The following is a 17767-nucleotide window of genomic DNA, read 5'->3' as shown; positions in this document are numbered from 1 at the left end:
TCCCCACTAAGCGGGGAAACGGTCCCCGGTTACTGAAGGGGGCCGACCGGTTACGGAAAGGGAAGGGGAGGAGCGTCGTGGAGACCGTCGCCGAGACCGCCGCGAAGGGTGCCGCATCGGCATCCGCCGGGAGCACCGCACCGGCGGGACCGTGCCGGACGCCCCGCCCGCGGGCCGACGCGCTGCGCAACCGTGAGCGGATCGTCACGGCCGCACGCGAGCTGTTCGTCGAGTTCGGGCCGGACGTGGCTCTGGACGACGTCGCACGGCGAGCGGGCGTCGGCAACGCCACGCTCTACCGGAACTTCCCCGACCGCGCCGCCCTCACCCATGAGGTCGTCCTCGCGGTCACCTCCCGCACCACCCTCCGGGCCGAAGAGGCCGCCGCCACGGAGTCCGACCCGTTCGCCGCGCTCAGCCGCTTCGTGCACGCGGCCGCCGACGAACGGATCGGCGCCCTGTGCCCGATGCTCTCCGGCGTCTTCGACAAGGACCACCCCGAACTGCTCGCCGAGCGCCGACGCCTCGAAGAGGCCGTCGAAGGGCTCGTGGCGCGCGCCATGTCCGCGGGGCGGCTGCGTACCGACATCGCCGTCGGTGACGTACTCGTCGCCCTCTCCCAGCTCACCCGGCCGCTCCCCGGCATCGCCTGCCAGGGCATCGACCGGTTCACCCACCGTCATCTGCAGCTGTTCCTGGACGGACTGGAGACCCCGGCCCGCTCCGAACTGCCCGGATCGGCGGCGACCTTGGAGGACCTGCGGCGCCCCTGACCCCCGCGCCGACCTGAACCTTCCGGCCCTGTCCGGCCCTCACCGGTAACGCCCTCGGGCGTCCGCCGGCCGCCCGAGGCCTGTCCGTCACCGGGAAACGCCCTCCCGCGTACGCCCTTCCCGTGTACGGGGACCGCCGTGTCCCACCGCGGGCCCCTACGCATCCCCGCGCGTCCTGACGCGTCCCACGAACCCACGTCCTCCCGTCGCGCGTACACCAGCACGTACTCCGGCGCCCACTTCGCGACGCCTCGGCGTCCTCGCACGTCCTTAGGTGGCTACACCCATGTCAAAAACGGCTGACACCGCCCTTCCCGATCCGAGTCGCTGGAAAGCCCTGGCCTTCATCGCGCTCGCCCAGTTGATGGTCGTCCTCGACGCGACCATCGTGAACATTGCGCTGCCCTCCGCCCAGACCGACCTCGGCATATCCGACGGCAACAAGCAGTGGGTCATCACCGCCTACGCCCTCGCCTTCGGCGGGCTCCTCCTCTTCGGCGGACGGATCGCCGACCTCTGGGGGCGCAAGCGCACCTTCGTGGTCGGTCTGATCGGCTTCGCGCTGGCCTCCGCGCTCGGCGGTGCGGCCCAGAACGAGGCGATGATGTTCGGCTCCCGGGCCCTCCAGGGTGTCTTCGGCGCCCTGCTCGCCCCGGCCGCCCTCTCCCTGCTCGCCGTGATGTTCACCGACGCCAAGGAGCGCGCCAAGGCGTTCGGCATCTACGGGGCCATCGCCGGTGGCGGTGGCGCCGTCGGGCTGATCCTCGGCGGCTTCCTCACCGAGTACCTGAACTGGCGCTGGACGTTCTTCGTCAACATCCCGTTCGCCATCGTCGCCGCCGCGGGCGCCTACTTCGTCATCCGTGAGCCGTCCGGCACCCGCAACCGCGCACCGCTGGACATCCCCGGCGTCGTGCTCTCCACGCTCGGCCTGGTCGCCCTGGTGTACGGCTTCACCCGCGCCGAGTCCGCCGGCTGGTCGGACGCGACGACCGTCTCCATGTTCGTGGCCGCCGCCGTGCTGCTGCTCGCCTTCGTCGTGACCGAGGCGCGCGTGAAGTCGCCGCTGCTGCCGCTGCGCGTCCTCACCGAGCGCAACCGGGGCGGGGTCTACCTCTCGCTGGGTCTCGCCATCATCGCGATGTTCGGGCTGTTCCTCTTCCTGACCTACTACCTCCAGGTCGTGAAGGGCTACTCCCCGGTCAAGACCGGCTTCGCGTTCATGCCCATGATCGTGGGCATGATCACCGGTTCCACCCAGATCGGCACCCGCCTGATGACCCGGGTCCCGCCGCGCCTGCTGATGGGCCCCGGCTTCCTGGTCGCCGCGGTCGGCATGCTGCTCCTGACCCAGCTGGACCTGAACACCAGCTACGCGGCCGTCATCCTGCCCGGCATGCTGCTGCTCGGCCTCGGCATGGGTACGGCGTTCATGCCGGCGATGTCCCTGGCCACGCACGGCATCGAGCCGCGTGACGCGGGAGTGGCCTCCGCGATGGTCAACACCTCGCAGCAGGTCGGCGGCGCCATCGGCACCGCCCTGCTGAACACCATCGCCGCGAGCGCCACCACCGCGTACGTCGCCGACCACGCGGCCCGCGCCACGGACCCGCAGCTCCTGGAGCTCCAGGCCATGGTCAGCGGTTTCGCCGCCGCGATCTGGTGGGCTGTCGGCATCCTCGTCGCCGCCGCCGCCATCGCGATCGCCCTCATCAACACCGGCCGCCCGGGAACGGGATCCGGTGGGACGGACGGCGTGTCCGACGCGGGAGCCGAGGAGGAGTTCAAGATTCCGGTCGTCGCCCACTGACGACGGCGGATGCTTCCCCGCCCCGGTTGTTCCTCTGCCCTGGTTCCGCTCAGCGATCGCTCAGCGGAGCCAGGGCAGATCCGCGCCCGTGCCCTCCGGCTCCAGGCCGGTCGCGAGCACCCGCATGATCTCCCCGAGACTGCTCACCTGCTCGGGCGTGAGCCGGTCGAACATCGCCTGCCGTACGGCCTCGACGTGGCCCGGCGCCGAGCGGCGGAGCATCGCGTAGCCGTCGTCGGTGAGCACCGCGTTCTGGCCGCGCTTGTCGGAGGGGCACTCCTCGCGGCGCACCCAGCCGTTCTTCTCCAGCCGGGCGATGGCGTGCGAGAGCCGGGAACGGGTGATCTTCGCGTTCCGGGCCAGCTCCGTCATCCGCATCCGGCGGCGGGGGGCCTGCGAGAGCTGGACGAGCAGTCCGTAATAGATGTGCGGCATGCCGGCATCGCGCTGCAACTGGCGGTCGAGGTGATCCTCCAGCAGCGTGGTGGCATGCAGATAAGCGCGCCAGGCGTGCTGCTCCTCGTCGGTGAGCCAGCGCGGCGCGCCGGTGGGTGCCGTGGTCATGTACTCCACTGTACGACCTTTTCTTGAATGTTTAACTAGATAGGGCTAAGGTCTCCGGAGGTAGGAACTTGAAGTTTCAATAAGCCTGCCCCGAGAGATCCCCGCAGGGGATCCGAAGGAGTTTCGCAGGGCCCCTGAACAACGATCCCCCGGATGACCTCGGGGAACTCCTGCTCGGACGAGTTCGTGACCGGATCCAGTGCTTTGCGCGCCCAGCGCGGCGCCTGTCGCCCTGGGGCCGTGTCCAGTGGATGGGAGTGCCATGACAGCCACCGCGGAGCGGATGCCCGCCCTCTACCTCTCGCACGGCGCACCGCCGCTGGCCGACGATCCCGTCTGGCCCGGCGAACTCGCAGCCTGGTCCGCGGGGCTGCCCCGCCCCCGCGCGATCCTGATGGTCTCCGCCCACTGGGAGGAGGCCCCGCTCGCGCTGGGCGCCACCGAGACCGTGCCGCTCGTGTACGACTTCTGGGGCTTTCCCGAGCACTATTACGGGGTGCGTTACGGAGCCCCGGGCGCGCCCGAGCTCGCCGACAGCGTCCGCAAACTGCTGCGCGGCGCCGGTAGGCCGGTCCAGGACATCCCGGACCGCGGCCTCGACCACGGGGCGTACGTACCGCTGGTGGAGATGTTCCCGGACGCCGACATCCCCGTACTCCAGATCTCCTTGCCGACGCTCGACCCGCGGAAGCTGATGGACGTCGGGCGCAAACTCGCCCCCCTGCGCGACGAGGGCGTGCTCATCGTCGGCAGCGGCTTCTTCACCCACAACCTGGCCGCGCTGCGCCACCAGGGCGGCGGCGTTCCCGGCTGGTCGGCGGAGTTCGACGACTGGGGCGACCGCGCGCTGCGGGCCCAGGACATCGACGCGCTGATCGACTTCGAGCACACGTCCCCGGCCGGGAAGCTGGCCCACCCGCGCACCGAGCACTTCGCGCCGCTGTTCGTGACGCTGGGCGCGGCCGAGGACGAGCTGGACCGGGGGCGGAACGTCATCGACGGCTTCTGGATGGGGCTGGCGAAGCGCTCGGTGCAGTTCGGCTGAGGGGATCAGGGTGCTCCCCGGAGCCGACTGAGGGGATCAGGGCGCTCCGGGGCCGGCTGAAGGGATGGGGGCGTTCCGGGGCCGGCTGAGGGATCAGGGCTCTCCGGGGCTGCTCCGGAACGCCCTAGAAGACCGGCGGGTTCAGTTCGATCGCGCGCCGGGCGGCGGAGAACGCGAGCGCGTCGCCCACGTCCAGTGCCGTGTCGGTGAACTTGATGGTGTGGTCGTCGCCGTGCGCCGCCGCCTGGGCGAACAGCTCCCCGGCGTCCGGGGCGACGGAGGCCGACGCCGGAACCGGGGCCGCCTCACGGGGTGCGTAGGCGGCGGTGACCGCCGCGCTCGCCGCCCAGGCGGCCCGCAGACTCGGCGCCCACAGCTCACCGGGCAGCGCCGGCAGGGTGCGCAGGACCGCGTTGGGCGCGGTCGCCGCGTGGACCAGCATGATCGGCTCGCCGTGCGCATGGGTCGCGTACCGGTGCGTCGAGGCCCGTACCAGCTCCCGGAGCGCGGACCGGGCCGCCTCCGGGCCGGCGGGCCCCTGCCCCGGGTCGGTGTCCTGGTCCGGCCCCGGCCAGACCGGGAACCCGGTCAGCTGCGCGAACCGGTCCCGGACGCCGCCGTTCCGGTCCGGCACCAGCGGGACCCGGTCCAGTGCGGCCGCCGCACTCGGGGCCGGGCCGAGCGGCACCAGGGCGGGCAGCGGCTGGTGCCGGGCGGCCCAGTAGCCGAGGGCGTGGGCCAGCTCCCGGACGCGCGGGGCGCTCTCCTCGCCCGCCAGCAGGGTCCGTACGGAATGGCCCACCCGGATCACCGGATGCGTGGCGCCCGCGGCGATGCCCGGCAGCAGCCGGGGCCACCACTCGGCGAGCACGTCGCGCCAGGGGCGCTCGGCCGTCTCGCGTTCGAAGTGCGCCGTCCAGTCGGCGATGCGGCGCGGGTCGCCCAGCGCCTCGTGCCAGTTCCGCGCGGTCACCGGGGAGCCGGGGTCCGGCATCTCCTCCAGCTTCGGGCCGTAACGGTCCAGCCAGCGGTGCACCGCCGAGGCCTGGCCGTGCCGCACGAGGGCCTCCACGGCCATCGGCGCGTGATTGCTGAGCCAGCCGTCGCGCTCCGGTCCCGAGACATGGATGCGCTCCAGCGCCTCGTCGAGGGTGCCTGTGGTGTCGTCCATGCCGATCACGCTAGGCACGCGCGGGCCGGAGCGGATCGGGCCGCGGTCCCGGTCGGTCTCCGACCGGGGACCCAGGTACACCGGGCCCGGTTACCGGCCGGATCGGTCGACGGTCGTACGTCCCCGGGCCCGGGCCCCTTCCGTCCCGGCGCGGCGCGCACACCCTGAGCAACCCGAACGCCGCCCGATCCGTCTTCAGGGGTGGGAGCACGGCCCTCCGGGCGCCGGGCGACCGGGGGCGGGGGAAGTGGGCGCGTATGTGAGTGCGGTCTCATGCACGCGCCGATTCCGGGTACCCGGCCGGAGAGCCGCGGAGGGACCGGATCGTCCGCGCCAACGGCTCTGACCTGCGCGTCCGGCGGAATCCGGAAGCGGCATCCAGCGGTCGGCGCCGGACAGGGTACTGCATGATCACGAAAGTGAATGTGCGGCATGGGAATTCTGTCCGGATTCCAGTCGTTGTTTCCATCGGATGCAGGGCACCTCGAAAGGGTGTCGCGACCTACTCAGCAAGGGAGCACGCATGGCAACCCGTGCCGTCGCCCGTCGTACGTCCACCACTTCCGGTGGGTCCGGCCGGGCAGGCAGTGTTCGCGCCGTGGGCGGGGAAATCGCCGATCGCGACCTGGTCGGCATGTACCTGGACGAGATCGCCCGCACACCGCTGCTCGACGCCGCCAAGGAAGTCGACCTCTCCCAGACCATCGAGGCGGGCGTCTTCGCCCAGCAGATCCTCGACGGCGAGGTGGAGGGCGCCGCCGGTGACGCGAAGCGTGAGGAGCTGGAGGCGCTGGTCGCCGAGGGCGAGCGCGCCAAGGACATATTCATCCGTTCCAACCTCAGGCTCGTCGTCGCCGTGGCCCGCCGCTACCCGCGCGCGGGGCTCCCTCTGCTCGACCTGATCCAGGAGGGCAACGCGGGCCTGGTGCGCGCGGTCGAGAAGTTCGACTACGCCAAGGGCTTCAAGTTCTCCACGTACGCCACCTGGTGGATCCGGCAGGCCATCACCCGGTCCATCGCCGACCAGTCCCGCACGATCCGGCTCCCCGTCCACCTGGTGGAGGAGCTCGGCCGGATCCGCCGGGTCCAGCGCGAGTTCAACCGCGAGCACGGGCGCGACCCGGAGCACGCGGAGATCGCCGCCGAGCTCGACTCCAACGCCGAGCGCGTGGGGAACGTGCTGGACTGGGCCCGCGACCCGGTCAGTCTCAACATGTCCGTGGACGACGACGGCGACACCCAGTTCGGCGACCTGCTGGAGGACACCTCCGCCGTCTCGCCCGAGCAGTCCGTGATGACCCTGCTCCGCAGCGAGGAGCTGGAGGACCTGATCGGCAAGCTCGACAACAGGACCGCCTCGATCATCAAGATGCGGTACGGCATCGAGGACGGCCGGGAGCGGACGCTGACCGAAGTGGGCAAGCAGCACGGCCTCACGCGGGAGCGGATCCGCCAGATAGAGAAGCACGCACTACTCGAATTGAAGCGAATGGCTCACGACACGGGCTTTGACGCTGCGGCGTGAGCCAATAACCCGTAATCTCCCCATCAAGCCGGTTCGCACCGGCTGACCGACCGGGTCATTCCGGTCACCCGACCGGTTTTTCACCGGTCCCTCAGCTGAGCCCCGGCGCCCACCCCCCCCCGGCGTCGGGGCTCATCCCTGTTCCGGGTCGGCCGGGGGCCGGTCCTTGTCCGCGCTGCCCCTCCTCCGGAACGACGGCAGGGCGGCACGGGTCAGCCGGGCGCCGAGGCTCTCCAGGTACTCCACCAGTTGCGGCGGCCCCTGCACGGAGAACTCGCAGTCCACCAACGCCAGCCGCAGCGCCACCCACTCCAGGGAATCGGCGCACGAGGTCCGCAGCCGGCAACCGTCCTCCCCGTCCGGCACCGGCGCCCCGAGATGCGCGGGCAGCCGCGCCGCCACGAACTCCGCCGGCGCCCCGAACCACACATCGAGGCACAGCTCCGGCTTCATCCGTCGTTCCGGCTTCATCCGCCGCATCGACAGAGACAAGTACCTCGCCGCGTCCCCGCTCTCTGCGTCGCTTCCGTCGCTCCCCGTGCCCTCGACGGGCAGCGGCCTCGGCGCGAACCGCGCCCCCGTCGCGTACGGCTCGCCGACCCGGTCCACCCGGAACGTACGCCAGTCCTCCCGCCCGAGGTCGTACGCCACCAGGTACCAGCGCTGCCCGGCGCTCACCAGCCGGTAGGGCTCGACCTGCCGCTTCGTCCGGGTGCCGTCGCCGCTGCGGTACGCGAACCTCAGCCGCTCCCGCCCGGTGGCCGCCGAGGCAAGCGTCGTCAGGGTCCGGGGGGCGATGGTGGCGCCGTCGCCCCGGGTCAGCGGCACCGTGGCGTTCTGGAGCACGGAGACCCGGTGCCGCAGCCGGGAGGGGAGCACCTGTTCCAGCTTCGCCAGCGCCCGTACGGAGGCCTCGTCGACGCCCTCGATCGCGTGCCCCGCCCCGGCCCGCAGCCCCACCGCGATGGCCACCGCCTCCTCGTCGTCCAGCAGGAGGGGTGGCATGGCGGCGCCCGCCACCAGGCGGTAGCCGCCGACGGAGCCGCGTGAGGCCTCGACCGGGTAGCCCAGGTCGCGCAGCCGGTCGACGTCGCGGCGGATCGTGCGCGGACTGACATCGAGCCGCTCGGCCAGCTCGCCGCCCGGCCACTCGCGCGGGGTCTGGAGGAGCGACAGTAGCTTCAGCAGTCGTGCGGGGGTGTCGGACATGGCTTCAGGGTGCCGGACCATCAGGTCATGTTCTGACCTAATGGATGCATAGGTTCTCCCCATGCCTTCTTCCGCACCTCCGTCGCCCACGGCGTCGCACCTCGCACCGCCCACACCTCCCGCAGTACCCGCCACGTCCGAAGCGCCCGTGGCATCCCCCCTGGCGAAGATGTCTGCCGTACCGCCGTCGGCATCGGTGGGCGCGCCGGGCGAGGCCGGGGCCGCCCCGGCCGACCGGCGGCGCTGGTTCGCGCTCGCCATCGTGATGACCGCCGCCTTCATGGACCTGGTCGACGTCACGATCGTCAACATCGCGATCCCCAGCATCCAGCGCGAGACCGGGGCTTCGGTCTCCGCGATCCAGTGGATCACCGCCGGTTACGCCCTCGCGTTCGCGGCCGGGCTGATCACGGGCGGCCGGCTCGGCGACATCTACGGACGCAAGCGGCTCTTCCTCATCGGTATCGGCGGATTCACGCTCGCCTCCGCCCTCTGCGGCTTCGCGGGCAGCCCCGACATACTGGTCGCGGCGCGCGTCCTCCAGGGCGCCACGGCCGCGCTGATGGTGCCGCAGGTGTTGTCGATCGTGCACGCCACCTTCCCCGCCCACGAGCGCGGCAAGGTCTTCGGGCTCTTCGGCGCGATCGTCGGACTCGGCGCGGTCTCCGGGCCGCTGCTGGGCGCGCTGCTCACCGAATGGGACCTCTTCGGGCTCGGCTGGCGGCCGATCTTCCTGATCAACCTGCCCGTCGGCATCGCCGGGCTGCTTCTCGGCGCGAAGTTCATCTCCGAGTCGAAGGCCCCCAGGGCGGTCCGGCTCGACCTGCCCGGCGTCGCCCTGATCACGCTGGCGATGCTGATGCTCATCTACCCGCTCACCCGGGGACACGAGCTGGGCTGGCCGCTCTGGGGCCATCTGTCGATGGTGGGCAGCCTGTTCGTCTTCGGGGCGCTGGTCCTGTATCAGCGTCAGAAGGCGCTGACGGACGGCTCGCCGCTGATCGAACTGTCCCTGTTCCGGGTCAAGAGCTTCGCCGCCGGCATCGCCGTGCAGCTGACCTTCGGCGTCGGCCTCGGCATCTTCTTCCTCGTCTGGACCATGTATATGCAGATGGGTCTCGGCTGGAGCGTGCTGCGCGCCGGCACGACGGGCATCCCGTTCTCCGTCGCCGTCTCGGTGGCCGCCGGGATCTCCGTGCAGAAGCTGGTGCCCCGCTTCGGCCGCAAGGTCCTCCAGGCCGGTGCGCTCCTCATGATCGCCGGACTGCTGATCTATCTCTGGGAGAGCGAGCGGTACGGCCTGGGCATCACGTCCTGGCAGATGGTCGTCCCGCTGGTGGTCATGGGCGTGGGGATGGGGCTGATCGTGGCTCCGCTGACCGACGCGGTGCTCTCCGAAGTGCCCAAGGAACACGCCGGTTCGGCGTCCGGCCTGATCAACACCGTGCAGCAGATGGGGACCGCGCTCGGCCTCGGCCTGGTGTCCGTCGTCTTCTTCGGGGCGATCGGCGACCGGCTGGCCCCCGACGAGGTCGGCCCGGCGTTCGTCGACGCGTTCCAGCAGTCGCTGTGGTGGGTGGCCGGGGTGCTCTCGGTGATCTTCCTGGTGATGTTCGCCCTGCCCGCCCGGCCGCGCGCCCACGTCGAGGGCGACGCCCACCTGGAGGGAGACGCCCATCCGGAGGGTGACGCGAACGGGGAAGGCGGCGTCAACGTGCAGGGTGGCGCGAGCGTGCAGGGCGGCGTGAGCTGACCCGCGTGGGCGGCTGTGACCGGCACCGCGCGAGTGCGTGAAGGCCCCGGCTGTGACCGGCTTCGGATGTGACCGGCTTCGGCGGCGAGCCCGCCGGGGCCGGTCACGGCGCTGTCCGGGTCAGCAGATCCGGGTGCGGCTCTCCATCGCTGCACGGGCGGTGTGCTCGTCCTCGTACACCTCGCACATGTGGCGGCCGTCGGGCGTCGCCGTGTGCTCGACCTCCCACAGGCTCGTCTCGCTGCCGTCCAGCAGCAGGAACGCGTGCTCGTAGAGCGTGAATCCGGCCGCGCGGCCGTCGACGCGGCACTGCCGCCCGAAGATCTGGGTGATGTGGTGGGCGAACGCCGACCGGAGCAGCCGCGTCTTCTGCTCGCCCGGCCGGTCGGCGTTCTCCGCGCGGCGCAGCACCCGGCGGGCGTGGTCCGCGGAATTGTCGGGGGCGTACGTCCGGGGGAGCGGGGCCGGAGGGGCGGACATCAGGACCGTCAGCATCTCCAGATCGCCCTGGGTCTCCTGCACCCCCTCGTCACCGAAGGCCGGGGAGTCGGAGAAGCTCCCGGCGAGCCGGGACGCGGCGATGCGGGCGTCGCCCTCGTCGTCGTACAGCTCGTGCCGACGCGGTATCCGCACGTCCCGGCCTCCGCTGTGGACCAGCTCCCAGAGAGTGAGGGCGGAGCCGTCGGAGAGGAGATACGTATGACGGTAGGTCTCGCGGTGCAGCACGGAACTGTGGTGCGACGAGTGCAGCGAACTGCTGTGGGCGAGCGCGGTGCCGAGGCGGTCGACCGTGCTGTCGGGAAGGTCGAAGGAGTTGAGGGCGCGTCGCAGGAGTCGGTCGAGGTGGTGCTCGGTTGTCTCGTACGGATCGCTCAAGGTGGTGTCTCCAGGCCGTCGCCGCGTGTTACTTGGTGCGTGCTTAACGTAGTCCCTGGGTCTGACATCGTGACCGGGGTTGGTAAAAACGTAGGGCGCACGCAGAAAGTTCCCCGCCTGTTCCCGGTGCATTTCGGGCGGTTGGGATGAACTCCCTTACGTGGACGACGAGTCGGCCGCCCCCGCGCCCCTCTCTCGCGCCGCGCGCCCCCTGGGATCCGCTGCTCGGAACGGAGCCGTGGAGCGGCCGCCGTATGACTCCCTGGCGCCGGCGGCCGTACGACTCCGTGGCGCTGGTCGCTGTACGGCTCCGTGGCGCAGGTCGCCGTATGGCTCCGTGGCGCAGGTCGCCGCATGGCTGAGCGGCGCTAGTCGCCGTACAGCTCCGTGTACGAGAGGAGCCTGCCGCCCGGGCCCTCGGTGCTCCGGGCCGCGCGTACCGCCTTCACGATGGCGCGCGCCAGGACGTCGGCGCCCGCCGCCAGGATCTCGTTGACGGCGGCCGGGTCCCCGGACGGCACCCGCACCTGCCCGGTGGCGAGCGTGAACACGGTGTCCCCGTCGGTCAGCAGATGGACCGGGCGTACCGCGCGGGCCAGCCCGTCGTGTGCGGTGCCCGCCAGCTTCTGGGCCTGCGCCCGGGTCAGGTCCGCGTCCGTGGCGACGACCGCGATCGTTGTGTTGAACGGCGGGGCCCCGCCCCCGGCCGCCTCCGTCGCCTCCCGCTCCCGGGCGAGACGTCGCTCCGCCGCCGCGTGGACCTCGGCCGGAGGGTGGGCCGGCGGCTCCCCGGCCCCGTACTCCCCGAACAGCACCCCGGTCCCGGGGTCGACCACCGAGCCCGCCGCGTTCACCGCGACGAGGGCGGCCACCGTGACCCCGGAGGCGAGGCGGACGCTCGCCGTGCCGATGCCGCCCTTGAGCTGCCCGGCCATCGCGCCGGTGCCCGCGCCCACGCCGCCCTCGGCGACGGGCTCCCCGGGCCCCGTGGCAGCCGCGGCCTCCACCGCGGCGCGGCCGGTCGAAGCGTCGGGCCGGGCCCGCCAGTCGCCGCCCCGGCCGAGGTCGAAGAGGGCGGCGGCCGGAACGACCGGTACCACCTGGGTGGGTCCGGGACCGACCCGGACGCCCCGGCCCCGCTCCTCCAGCCAGGCCATCACGCCGGACGCGGCGTCGAGCCCGTACGCACTGCCGCCCGTGAGGACGACGGCGTCGACCCGCTGCACCAGATTGCGCGGGTCCAGGGCATCCGTCTCCCGCGTGCCCGGCCCGCCGCCCCGTACGTCCACGGCGGCCACGGCCCCGCCCTCGGGCGCCAGGACGACGGTGGTGCCGCTCAACGCGCCCGCACCCGCGACCTCGGCGTGGCCGACGCGGATTCCGGCCACATCGGTCAGCGCGTCCAGCGGCAGCGGCGCTCGCCCGGGGGCTTCGGCCCCGGAGTCCACGAGGTTCACGGAGTCTGCGGAGTCCACGGGGTTCACGGAGTCTGCGGAGCCCACGGGGTCTGCGGAGTCCACGGGGTCTGCGGAGTCCACGGGGTCCACCGGGTCCACGGGATTCATGGGGATCATCGTGCGGCTCCTCCGGTCGGGATCGGGACCCGCGGGGAGTGCGGGCCGGTGCGTTGCAACGTACCGGCGAGCCGGATGCGGTGGGCGAGGTCCCCGCTCGGGCAGAGGCCCCGCTCGGGCGAGGTGGCCCCTGCGACTGTCCGGGCGACCTCCTCACCCTCTCACCCCCTAAAACGGGTTAAATCCGCCCAAACAGTCCTACGGTGGCCGGGTGACCGAGCCCTCAGAAGCCACCGCAGCCGCCGAGCCCCGTGCCCCCGGCGGCCCCGCGGACACGCCTCCCGCCGCTACCGGCCCCCGGTCCGTCACCACCCGGGCGACGCTCGCCGGAGTGGCCGTCTCCGCCCTGCTGATCCTCGCGATCGTGCTCGGCAGCCGCATGCTCCACAACTTCGACTCGGCCCTCCTCCCCTACGCCGTGGCCACGGTCTTCCTCGCCTTCGGCGTCGCCTACCGGTACACCGTCTGGATCTCCGCCCCCGGCGCCCGACGCCTCTTCAAACAGGGCTGGCGCAGCCTCTTCTCCCTGGACAACTTCCGCAGGGCCCCCACGGCACTGCCGAAGATGATCGCCACCTATCTGGGCTTCCAGAAGTTCCTCGGCGCCCGCTCCCACGCCCGCTGGGCAGCCCATCAGCTGATCTTCTGGGGCTGCATCCTCGCCGCCCTGATCACCTTCCCGCTCACCTGGGGCTGGTTCACCTTCACTTCCGGCAGCGGCTCGGGGCCCGGCTACGAGATGCGGATCTGGGGCTTCAAGATCCTCGGATTCGACTCGCTCAACGTCCTCGGCTGGCTGATGTTCCACGGCCTGGACATCGCCGCCGTCCTCGTCATCCCCGGCGCCTCGTACTTCCTGTGGCGCCGCATGAAGGACCGAGGCGCCGCCACCGGCCAGCGCTTCGCCTACGACCTGGTACCGCTGATCGCGCTCATCGTCATCTCCGTGACGGGGCTGCTGCTCACCTTCTCCTCGATCTTCCTGCACGGCGGCGGCTACCAGTTCCTCGCGATCCTGCACATGGTGTCGGTCGTCTTCACGCTCATCTACATCCCGTTCGGCAAGTTCTTCCACATCGTCCAGCGCCCGGCCGCGGTCGGCATGCAGCTGTTCAAGTACACCGGCCGCAAGGACGACGAGGTCTTCGCCTGCCGCCGCTGCGAGGAGCCCATCGACACCGGCCCCTATGTCGAGAACCTGCGCGGCACCATGCGCGACCTCCGGCTCGACTTCGACTCCTGGGCCGAATACTGCCCGCGCTGCAAGCGGGTGCTGCGCGGCAGCGCCTATCTCTCCCATGTGAAGAAGGGCTTCAAGTGACCGCGGATCCGCGAGCTGCTGCCGACCGCCGAACGTTCATCCCCCTGGATCCCTCCCTCGCCCCTCCCGGCACCCGCGCCTTCCGGGACGCGGGCGGCATCCCCGCCGACCAGTGGCACGCCGACCAGAACGGCGAGACGCTCGTGCCGACCCACTGCTGCTTCTGCGGCGTCCAGTGCGGGATGTATCTGCGCGTGGACCGCGGCGGCAAGGTCTTCGGCGTCGAACCCCGCAACCACGACATCAACCGGATGCGGCTCTGCCCCAAGGGCATCAACGCCTACCAGCAGGTCAACCACCCCGACCGGCTCACCGCCCCGCTGATGCGCCGCTCCCGCGACGAGGAGTTCCGCGAGGTCTCCTGGGAGGAGGCGCTCGACTTCACCGTCTCCGAGATCAAGCGCATCCAGCAGACCCACGGCAACGACGCCTTCGGGCTCCTCGGCGGGGCCAGCCTGTTCTCCGAGAAGACCTATCTGGTGGGCAAGTTCGCCCGGGTCGCCCTCAAGACCCGGCACGTCGACTACAACGGCCGCCTCTGCATGGTCAGTGCGGCGGGCGCCAACAAACTGGCCTTCGGCATCGACCGGGCCGGCAACCCCTTCTCCGACATCCTGCTCACCGACTGCCTGCTCATCGCGGGCTCCAACGTCGGCGAGTGCTTCCCCGTGATGACCCAGTACGTCTGGGGAGCCCGGGACCGCGGGGCCAGCCTGATCGTCATCGACCCGCGCGAGACCGCCATCGCCCGGACCGCCGACATCCACGTCGCCCTCAAGCCCGGCACCGACTCCGCCTTCTTCACCTCCGTCCTGCACGTCGTCATCGAGGAAGGGCTCACCGACGAGAACTACCTCGCCGCCCACGCCACCGGCTGGGAGGAGGTCAAGGCCAAGGCCGCCGAATACCCGCCCTCCCGTGCCGCAGCGATCTGCGGGATCCCCGCCGAGCAGATCGTCCAGGTCGCCCGGACCTTCGCCCGCGCGCCCAAGGCCATGGCCTGGCACGCCCGGGGCATCGAGCACCACTCGCAGGGCGTCGAGAACTGCCTCTCCGTGATCAACCTCTGCACCGCCACCGGGCACATCGGCAAACCCGGCGCCGGCTACGGCACGATCACCGGCCAGGGCAACGGGCAGGGCGGCCGCGAGCACGGCCAGAAGTCCGACCTCCTCCCCGGCGGACGTTCCATCATGAACGAGGAGCACCGCCGCCAGATCTGCGAGATCTGGGGCATCGAGGAGTCCGAACTCCCGGCCGCCGGGACCTCCATGATGGAAATGGTCTGGCAGATGCAGCGCCACGAGATCCGCGGCCTGATCGGCATCTGCAACAACCCCTTCGTCTCCCTGCCCAACTACCGGGTGGTCAAGGAGGGGTACGACACCACCGAGTTCCACGCGCAATTCGACTTCTTCCTCTCCGAGACCGCCGCCAACGCCCATGTCGTCTTCCCCGTCACCACCTGGGCCGAGGACGAAGGCGTGATGGCCAACGCGGAAGCCCGCGTGGTCAAGCACAACAAGGCCCAGGACCCGCCCCCCGGCGTCCGCACCGACACCTGGGCGATGTGCGAACTCGCCCGACGGCTCGGCGCCGGCGACAAATTCGACTTCCCCGACTCCCGGTCGGTCTTCGACGAGCTGCGCGTCGCCTCCGCCGGCACCGTCAACGACTACTACGGCATCACCTACGAACGCCTGGAGGAGACCGGCGGCATCGCCTGGCCCTGCCCCACCACCGACCACCCCGGCACCCCCCGCCTCTTCGAGGACGGGAAGACCTACCACCCCGACGGCAAGATCCACCTCCAGGTCGTCGAATGGCACCCGCCGATGGACCCGTACGACGACGAGCACCCCATGTCGCTCACCACCGGCCGCACCGTCGCCCACTTCCTCTCCGGCAACCAGACCCGCAGGCTCGGCGCCCTCGTCGAGCAGACCCCACGCCCCTGGGCCGAGATCCACCCCTCCCACGGCTTCCGCAACGGCGAGCCCGTCCGTGTCGTCACCCGGCGCGGCAGCGAGGTCTTCCCCGTCCTGGTCACCGAAGCGATCCGCCCCGACACCGTGTTCATCCCGTACCACTGGCCCGTCCCCACCGCGGCCAACGCCCTCACCATCGACGCCCTCGACCCCCGGTCCAAGATCCCCGAGTACAAGGTGTGCGCCTGCCGCATCGAGCACGCCGAGCGGATCGACGAGGTCCCCGCCCCGCCGGTCGCTCCCGGCCATGTCGCCTACCCGGAGACCCAGGTCTCCCGTACCGACCCGCTGCCTCCCACGGCCCCTCAGGGCCGTGGCACCTCGGAGAGGAGCTGAGGCCCCGTGATGGGCAGAACGATCTTCATCGACCCGGGGCGTTGCATCGGCTGTCAGGCCTGTGTCTCCGCCTGCCGTGAATGCGACTCGCACCGCGGCAAATCGATGATCCACCTCGACTACACCGACGAGGGCCACTCCGTCGCCTCCCTCCCCACCGTCTGCATGCACTGCGAGGACCCGGTCGCCCCGTGCGCCGAGGTCTGTCCCGCCGACGCGATCCTGGTGACCGCGGACGGCGTGGTGCAGCAGGCCGACACCACCCGCTGCATCGGCTGCTCCAACTGCGTCAACGCCTGCCCCTTCGGCGTACCGAAGATCGACCTCCAGGCGAAGCTGCAGATGAAGTGCAACCTCTGCTACGACCGCACCGCCTACGGCCTCGCCCCCATGTGCGCCACCGTCTGCCCGACCGGAGCCCTCTTCTACGGAACCGTCGAGGAGCTCCAGGCGGAGCGCCCCGGAGTCCAGGTCGCGGACACCTTCGTCTTCGGCGAGACCGAGGTCCGCACCGGTGTGGCCATGGTCGTCCCCGCCGAACGGGTCCAGTGGCCGGTCCCCGGCGGGCTTCCCGTCGTCGAGATCAACGGGAAGGACGTCCGCCGATGAGCGTCACCGATCAGCAGCCGGGTGCCGACCACCCCGCCGGGGGAGACCCGCGCGAGGCGCTCCAGGACCGGATCGCCGCCGACTCCCTCACCACCCGCCGGGACTACCTCCGGATCGTCACCACCGTCTCCGGCGGCCTCGCCGTAGGCGGCATCGGAGTGGCCGCGGGCATGCTCCACCGCCACGGCGACGGCGAGGAGGGCAAGGCCCCCGAGGCGAAGCGCATCGCCGGCGGGCTCCAGCCCGGCGAGTCGATCGCCTTCCGCTACCCGGGCGAGGAGGACCGGGCCGTCGCCGTCCGCCTCGACGACGGCACCCTCGTCGGCTACTCCGCCGTCTGCACCCACCTCGCCTGCGCCGTGCTCTGGCGCAAGGACCGGGGCACGGAGGGCGAGCTGTACTGCCCGTGCCACGAAGGAGTCTTCGACGCCCGGTCCGGCGAGGTCACGGCGGGGCCGCCGCCGCGCGGTCTGCCCAAGGTCGTGGTCATCGAGCAGGACGACGGCAGCGTCTGGGCCGTGGGGACCACCCGCTCCGGCGAGAGCATCGAGGGAGGCCTCTGCCGACAGCTCGGCGGCGACCGCCCCGATCTCGCCTCCCGTATCGGCTGCCCCGACATCGGTGGCGGAGCCGAATCCCCGCCCCGGGCCGCCGGTGCGCGAGCCCGCGACCGGAGCACCGGTGAGCGGCCCGCGCCCCGGGCCGACAGCGGAACGGAATCCGGCCGCCGGGCCACCGGCCCCGCAGACGGCCCCGGGCGGAGAGCCGGCGGGACTCCCGCCACCGCCGAGAACCCGGGCAGGCGGGCATGAACGACACCCCGCACCCCGAGCAGCCGCTGCCGCCTCCCGGCAGCCACTACCCCACCTACCACCCCGGCAGCGCCGACCCCGAACTGAACCGGCCCGTCCATGAGCGGTATCCGCAGATCCGCCCCACCAGCGGATACGGGGACCCCCGCGTCCGGCACACCGGACCCGGTCCCGGAGCGGGCACCGACCAGGACCCCGAGCGATCCTCGAAACTGACCGCCCGGCTCACCCTGGCCATGACCGTCGTCATCGGCCAGCTCTGGGGACTGACGGTCCTGATCGACGAGTGGATGGAGGGCAACACCGGCACCGCCTGGTGGGGGGCCGGCTTCCTCTGCCTGTCGTTCCTCGTCGTGCTCGGCCTGTGGCTCATCGACCCGAAGGACCGCTGACCCCCGTCG

Annotated in this window: 15 protein-coding genes; 10 read left to right on the top strand and 5 right to left on the bottom strand. The window is 71.6% G+C overall.

Going from position 1 to position 17767, the window contains the following annotated elements; genetic code table 11:
* Positions 1–77 precede the first annotated feature (77 nt).
* Both IE272_RS30310 and IE272_RS30305 read left to right on the top strand, forming a co-directional pair.
* Complete coding sequence (locus IE272_RS30310) at positions 78–773, top strand: TetR/AcrR family transcriptional regulator (RefSeq protein ID WP_056703491.1); 696 nt, start codon at positions 78–80, stop codon at positions 771–773.
* A gap of 286 nt (positions 774–1059) precedes the next feature.
* Positions 1060–2583, top strand: a complete 1524-nt coding sequence (locus tag IE272_RS30305) for an MFS transporter (protein ID WP_050358809.1) — start codon at positions 1060–1062, stop codon at positions 2581–2583.
* Between the two features lie 60 nt (positions 2584–2643).
* Here the strand turns inward: IE272_RS30305 and IE272_RS30300 are convergent, their stop codons facing one another.
* Positions 2644–3156 (bottom strand): MarR family winged helix-turn-helix transcriptional regulator, encoded by a 513-nt coding sequence (locus tag IE272_RS30300; protein ID WP_056703494.1) that lies wholly within the window; start codon positions 3154–3156, stop codon positions 2644–2646.
* Between the two features lie 253 nt (positions 3157–3409).
* Here IE272_RS30300 and IE272_RS30295 point away from each other — a divergent pair, with 253 nt between their 5' ends.
* Entirely contained in the window at positions 3410–4192 is a 783-nt protein-coding gene (locus IE272_RS30295; protein ID WP_190009006.1) for a dioxygenase family protein, read from the top strand.
* Positions 4193–4316: 124 nt separating this feature from the next.
* Here the strand turns inward: IE272_RS30295 and IE272_RS30290 are convergent, their stop codons facing one another.
* Positions 4317–5363, bottom strand: coding sequence for a questin oxidase family protein (locus tag IE272_RS30290; RefSeq protein WP_190009003.1), 1047 nt, complete (start codon positions 5361–5363; stop codon positions 4317–4319).
* A 523-nt stretch (positions 5364–5886) separates the two neighbouring features.
* Here IE272_RS30290 and IE272_RS30285 point away from each other — a divergent pair.
* The gene (locus tag IE272_RS30285; RefSeq protein WP_050358812.1) at positions 5887–6888 is read left to right on the top strand and encodes a sigma-70 family RNA polymerase sigma factor; all 1002 of its coding nucleotides are present in this window, start codon (positions 5887–5889) and stop codon (positions 6886–6888) included.
* A gap of 132 nt (positions 6889–7020) precedes the next feature.
* On the opposite strand, the gene IE272_RS30280 is transcribed toward IE272_RS30285, so the two are convergent.
* Complete coding sequence (locus tag IE272_RS30280) at positions 7021–8097, bottom strand: helix-turn-helix transcriptional regulator (RefSeq protein ID WP_190009001.1); 1077 nt, start codon at positions 8095–8097, stop codon at positions 7021–7023.
* 169 nt (positions 8098–8266) lie between these two features.
* On the opposite strand from IE272_RS30280, the gene IE272_RS30275 reads away from it, so the two are divergent.
* On the top strand, positions 8267–9850 hold the full coding sequence (locus IE272_RS30275) for an MFS transporter (RefSeq protein WP_190008999.1): 1584 nt from the start codon (positions 8267–8269) through the stop codon (positions 9848–9850).
* Positions 9851–9970: 120 nt separating this feature from the next.
* Here the strand turns inward: IE272_RS30275 and IE272_RS30270 are convergent, their stop codons facing one another.
* Both IE272_RS30270 and IE272_RS30265 read right to left on the bottom strand, forming a co-directional pair.
* The gene (locus IE272_RS30270) at positions 9971–10726 is read right to left on the bottom strand and encodes a DUF6227 family protein (RefSeq protein ID WP_007452547.1); all 756 of its coding nucleotides are present in this window, start codon (positions 10724–10726) and stop codon (positions 9971–9973) included.
* 368 nt (positions 10727–11094) lie between these two features.
* Positions 11095–12291 carry a P1 family peptidase gene (locus IE272_RS30265; protein ID WP_229897834.1) on the bottom strand — a complete coding sequence of 399 codons (1197 nt, stop codon included), beginning with the start codon at positions 12289–12291 and terminating at the stop codon, positions 11095–11097.
* A 220-nt stretch (positions 12292–12511) separates the two neighbouring features.
* On the opposite strand from IE272_RS30265, the gene IE272_RS30260 reads away from it, so the two are divergent.
* From IE272_RS30260 to IE272_RS30240, 5 genes are read left to right on the top strand one after another with little or no spacing between them, the layout of a single operon-like run.
* Positions 12512–13621: a hypothetical protein gene (locus IE272_RS30260; RefSeq protein WP_056703500.1), complete on the top strand. Its 1110-nt coding sequence runs from the start codon at positions 12512–12514 to the stop codon at positions 13619–13621.
* Positions 13618–15945 carry a molybdopterin oxidoreductase family protein gene (locus tag IE272_RS30255; protein ID WP_190008997.1) on the top strand — a complete coding sequence of 776 codons (2328 nt, stop codon included), beginning with the start codon at positions 13618–13620 and terminating at the stop codon, positions 15943–15945. The genes IE272_RS30260 and IE272_RS30255 overlap by 4 nt, the downstream gene beginning before the upstream one ends.
* Before the next feature lie 6 nt (positions 15946–15951).
* Positions 15952–16554 (top strand): 4Fe-4S dicluster domain-containing protein, encoded by a 603-nt coding sequence (locus IE272_RS30250; RefSeq protein WP_007452552.1) that lies wholly within the window; start codon positions 15952–15954, stop codon positions 16552–16554.
* Positions 16551–17366, top strand: a complete 816-nt coding sequence (locus tag IE272_RS30245) for a QcrA and Rieske domain-containing protein (RefSeq protein WP_057663552.1) — start codon at positions 16551–16553, stop codon at positions 17364–17366. The genes IE272_RS30250 and IE272_RS30245 overlap by 4 nt, the downstream gene beginning before the upstream one ends.
* Positions 17363–17758, top strand: coding sequence for a hypothetical protein (locus IE272_RS30240; RefSeq protein ID WP_190008995.1), 396 nt, complete (start codon positions 17363–17365; stop codon positions 17756–17758). The genes IE272_RS30245 and IE272_RS30240 overlap by 4 nt, the downstream gene beginning before the upstream one ends.
* Positions 17759–17767 lie beyond the last annotated feature (9 nt).

The sequence above is a fragment of the Streptomyces anulatus genome, assembly GCF_014650675.1.
GTDB lineage: Bacteria > Actinomycetota > Actinomycetes > Streptomycetales > Streptomycetaceae > Streptomyces > Streptomyces anulatus.
Note: the sequence above shows the minus strand (reverse complement) of the source record. Positions and strands in the feature narration are given on the sequence as shown.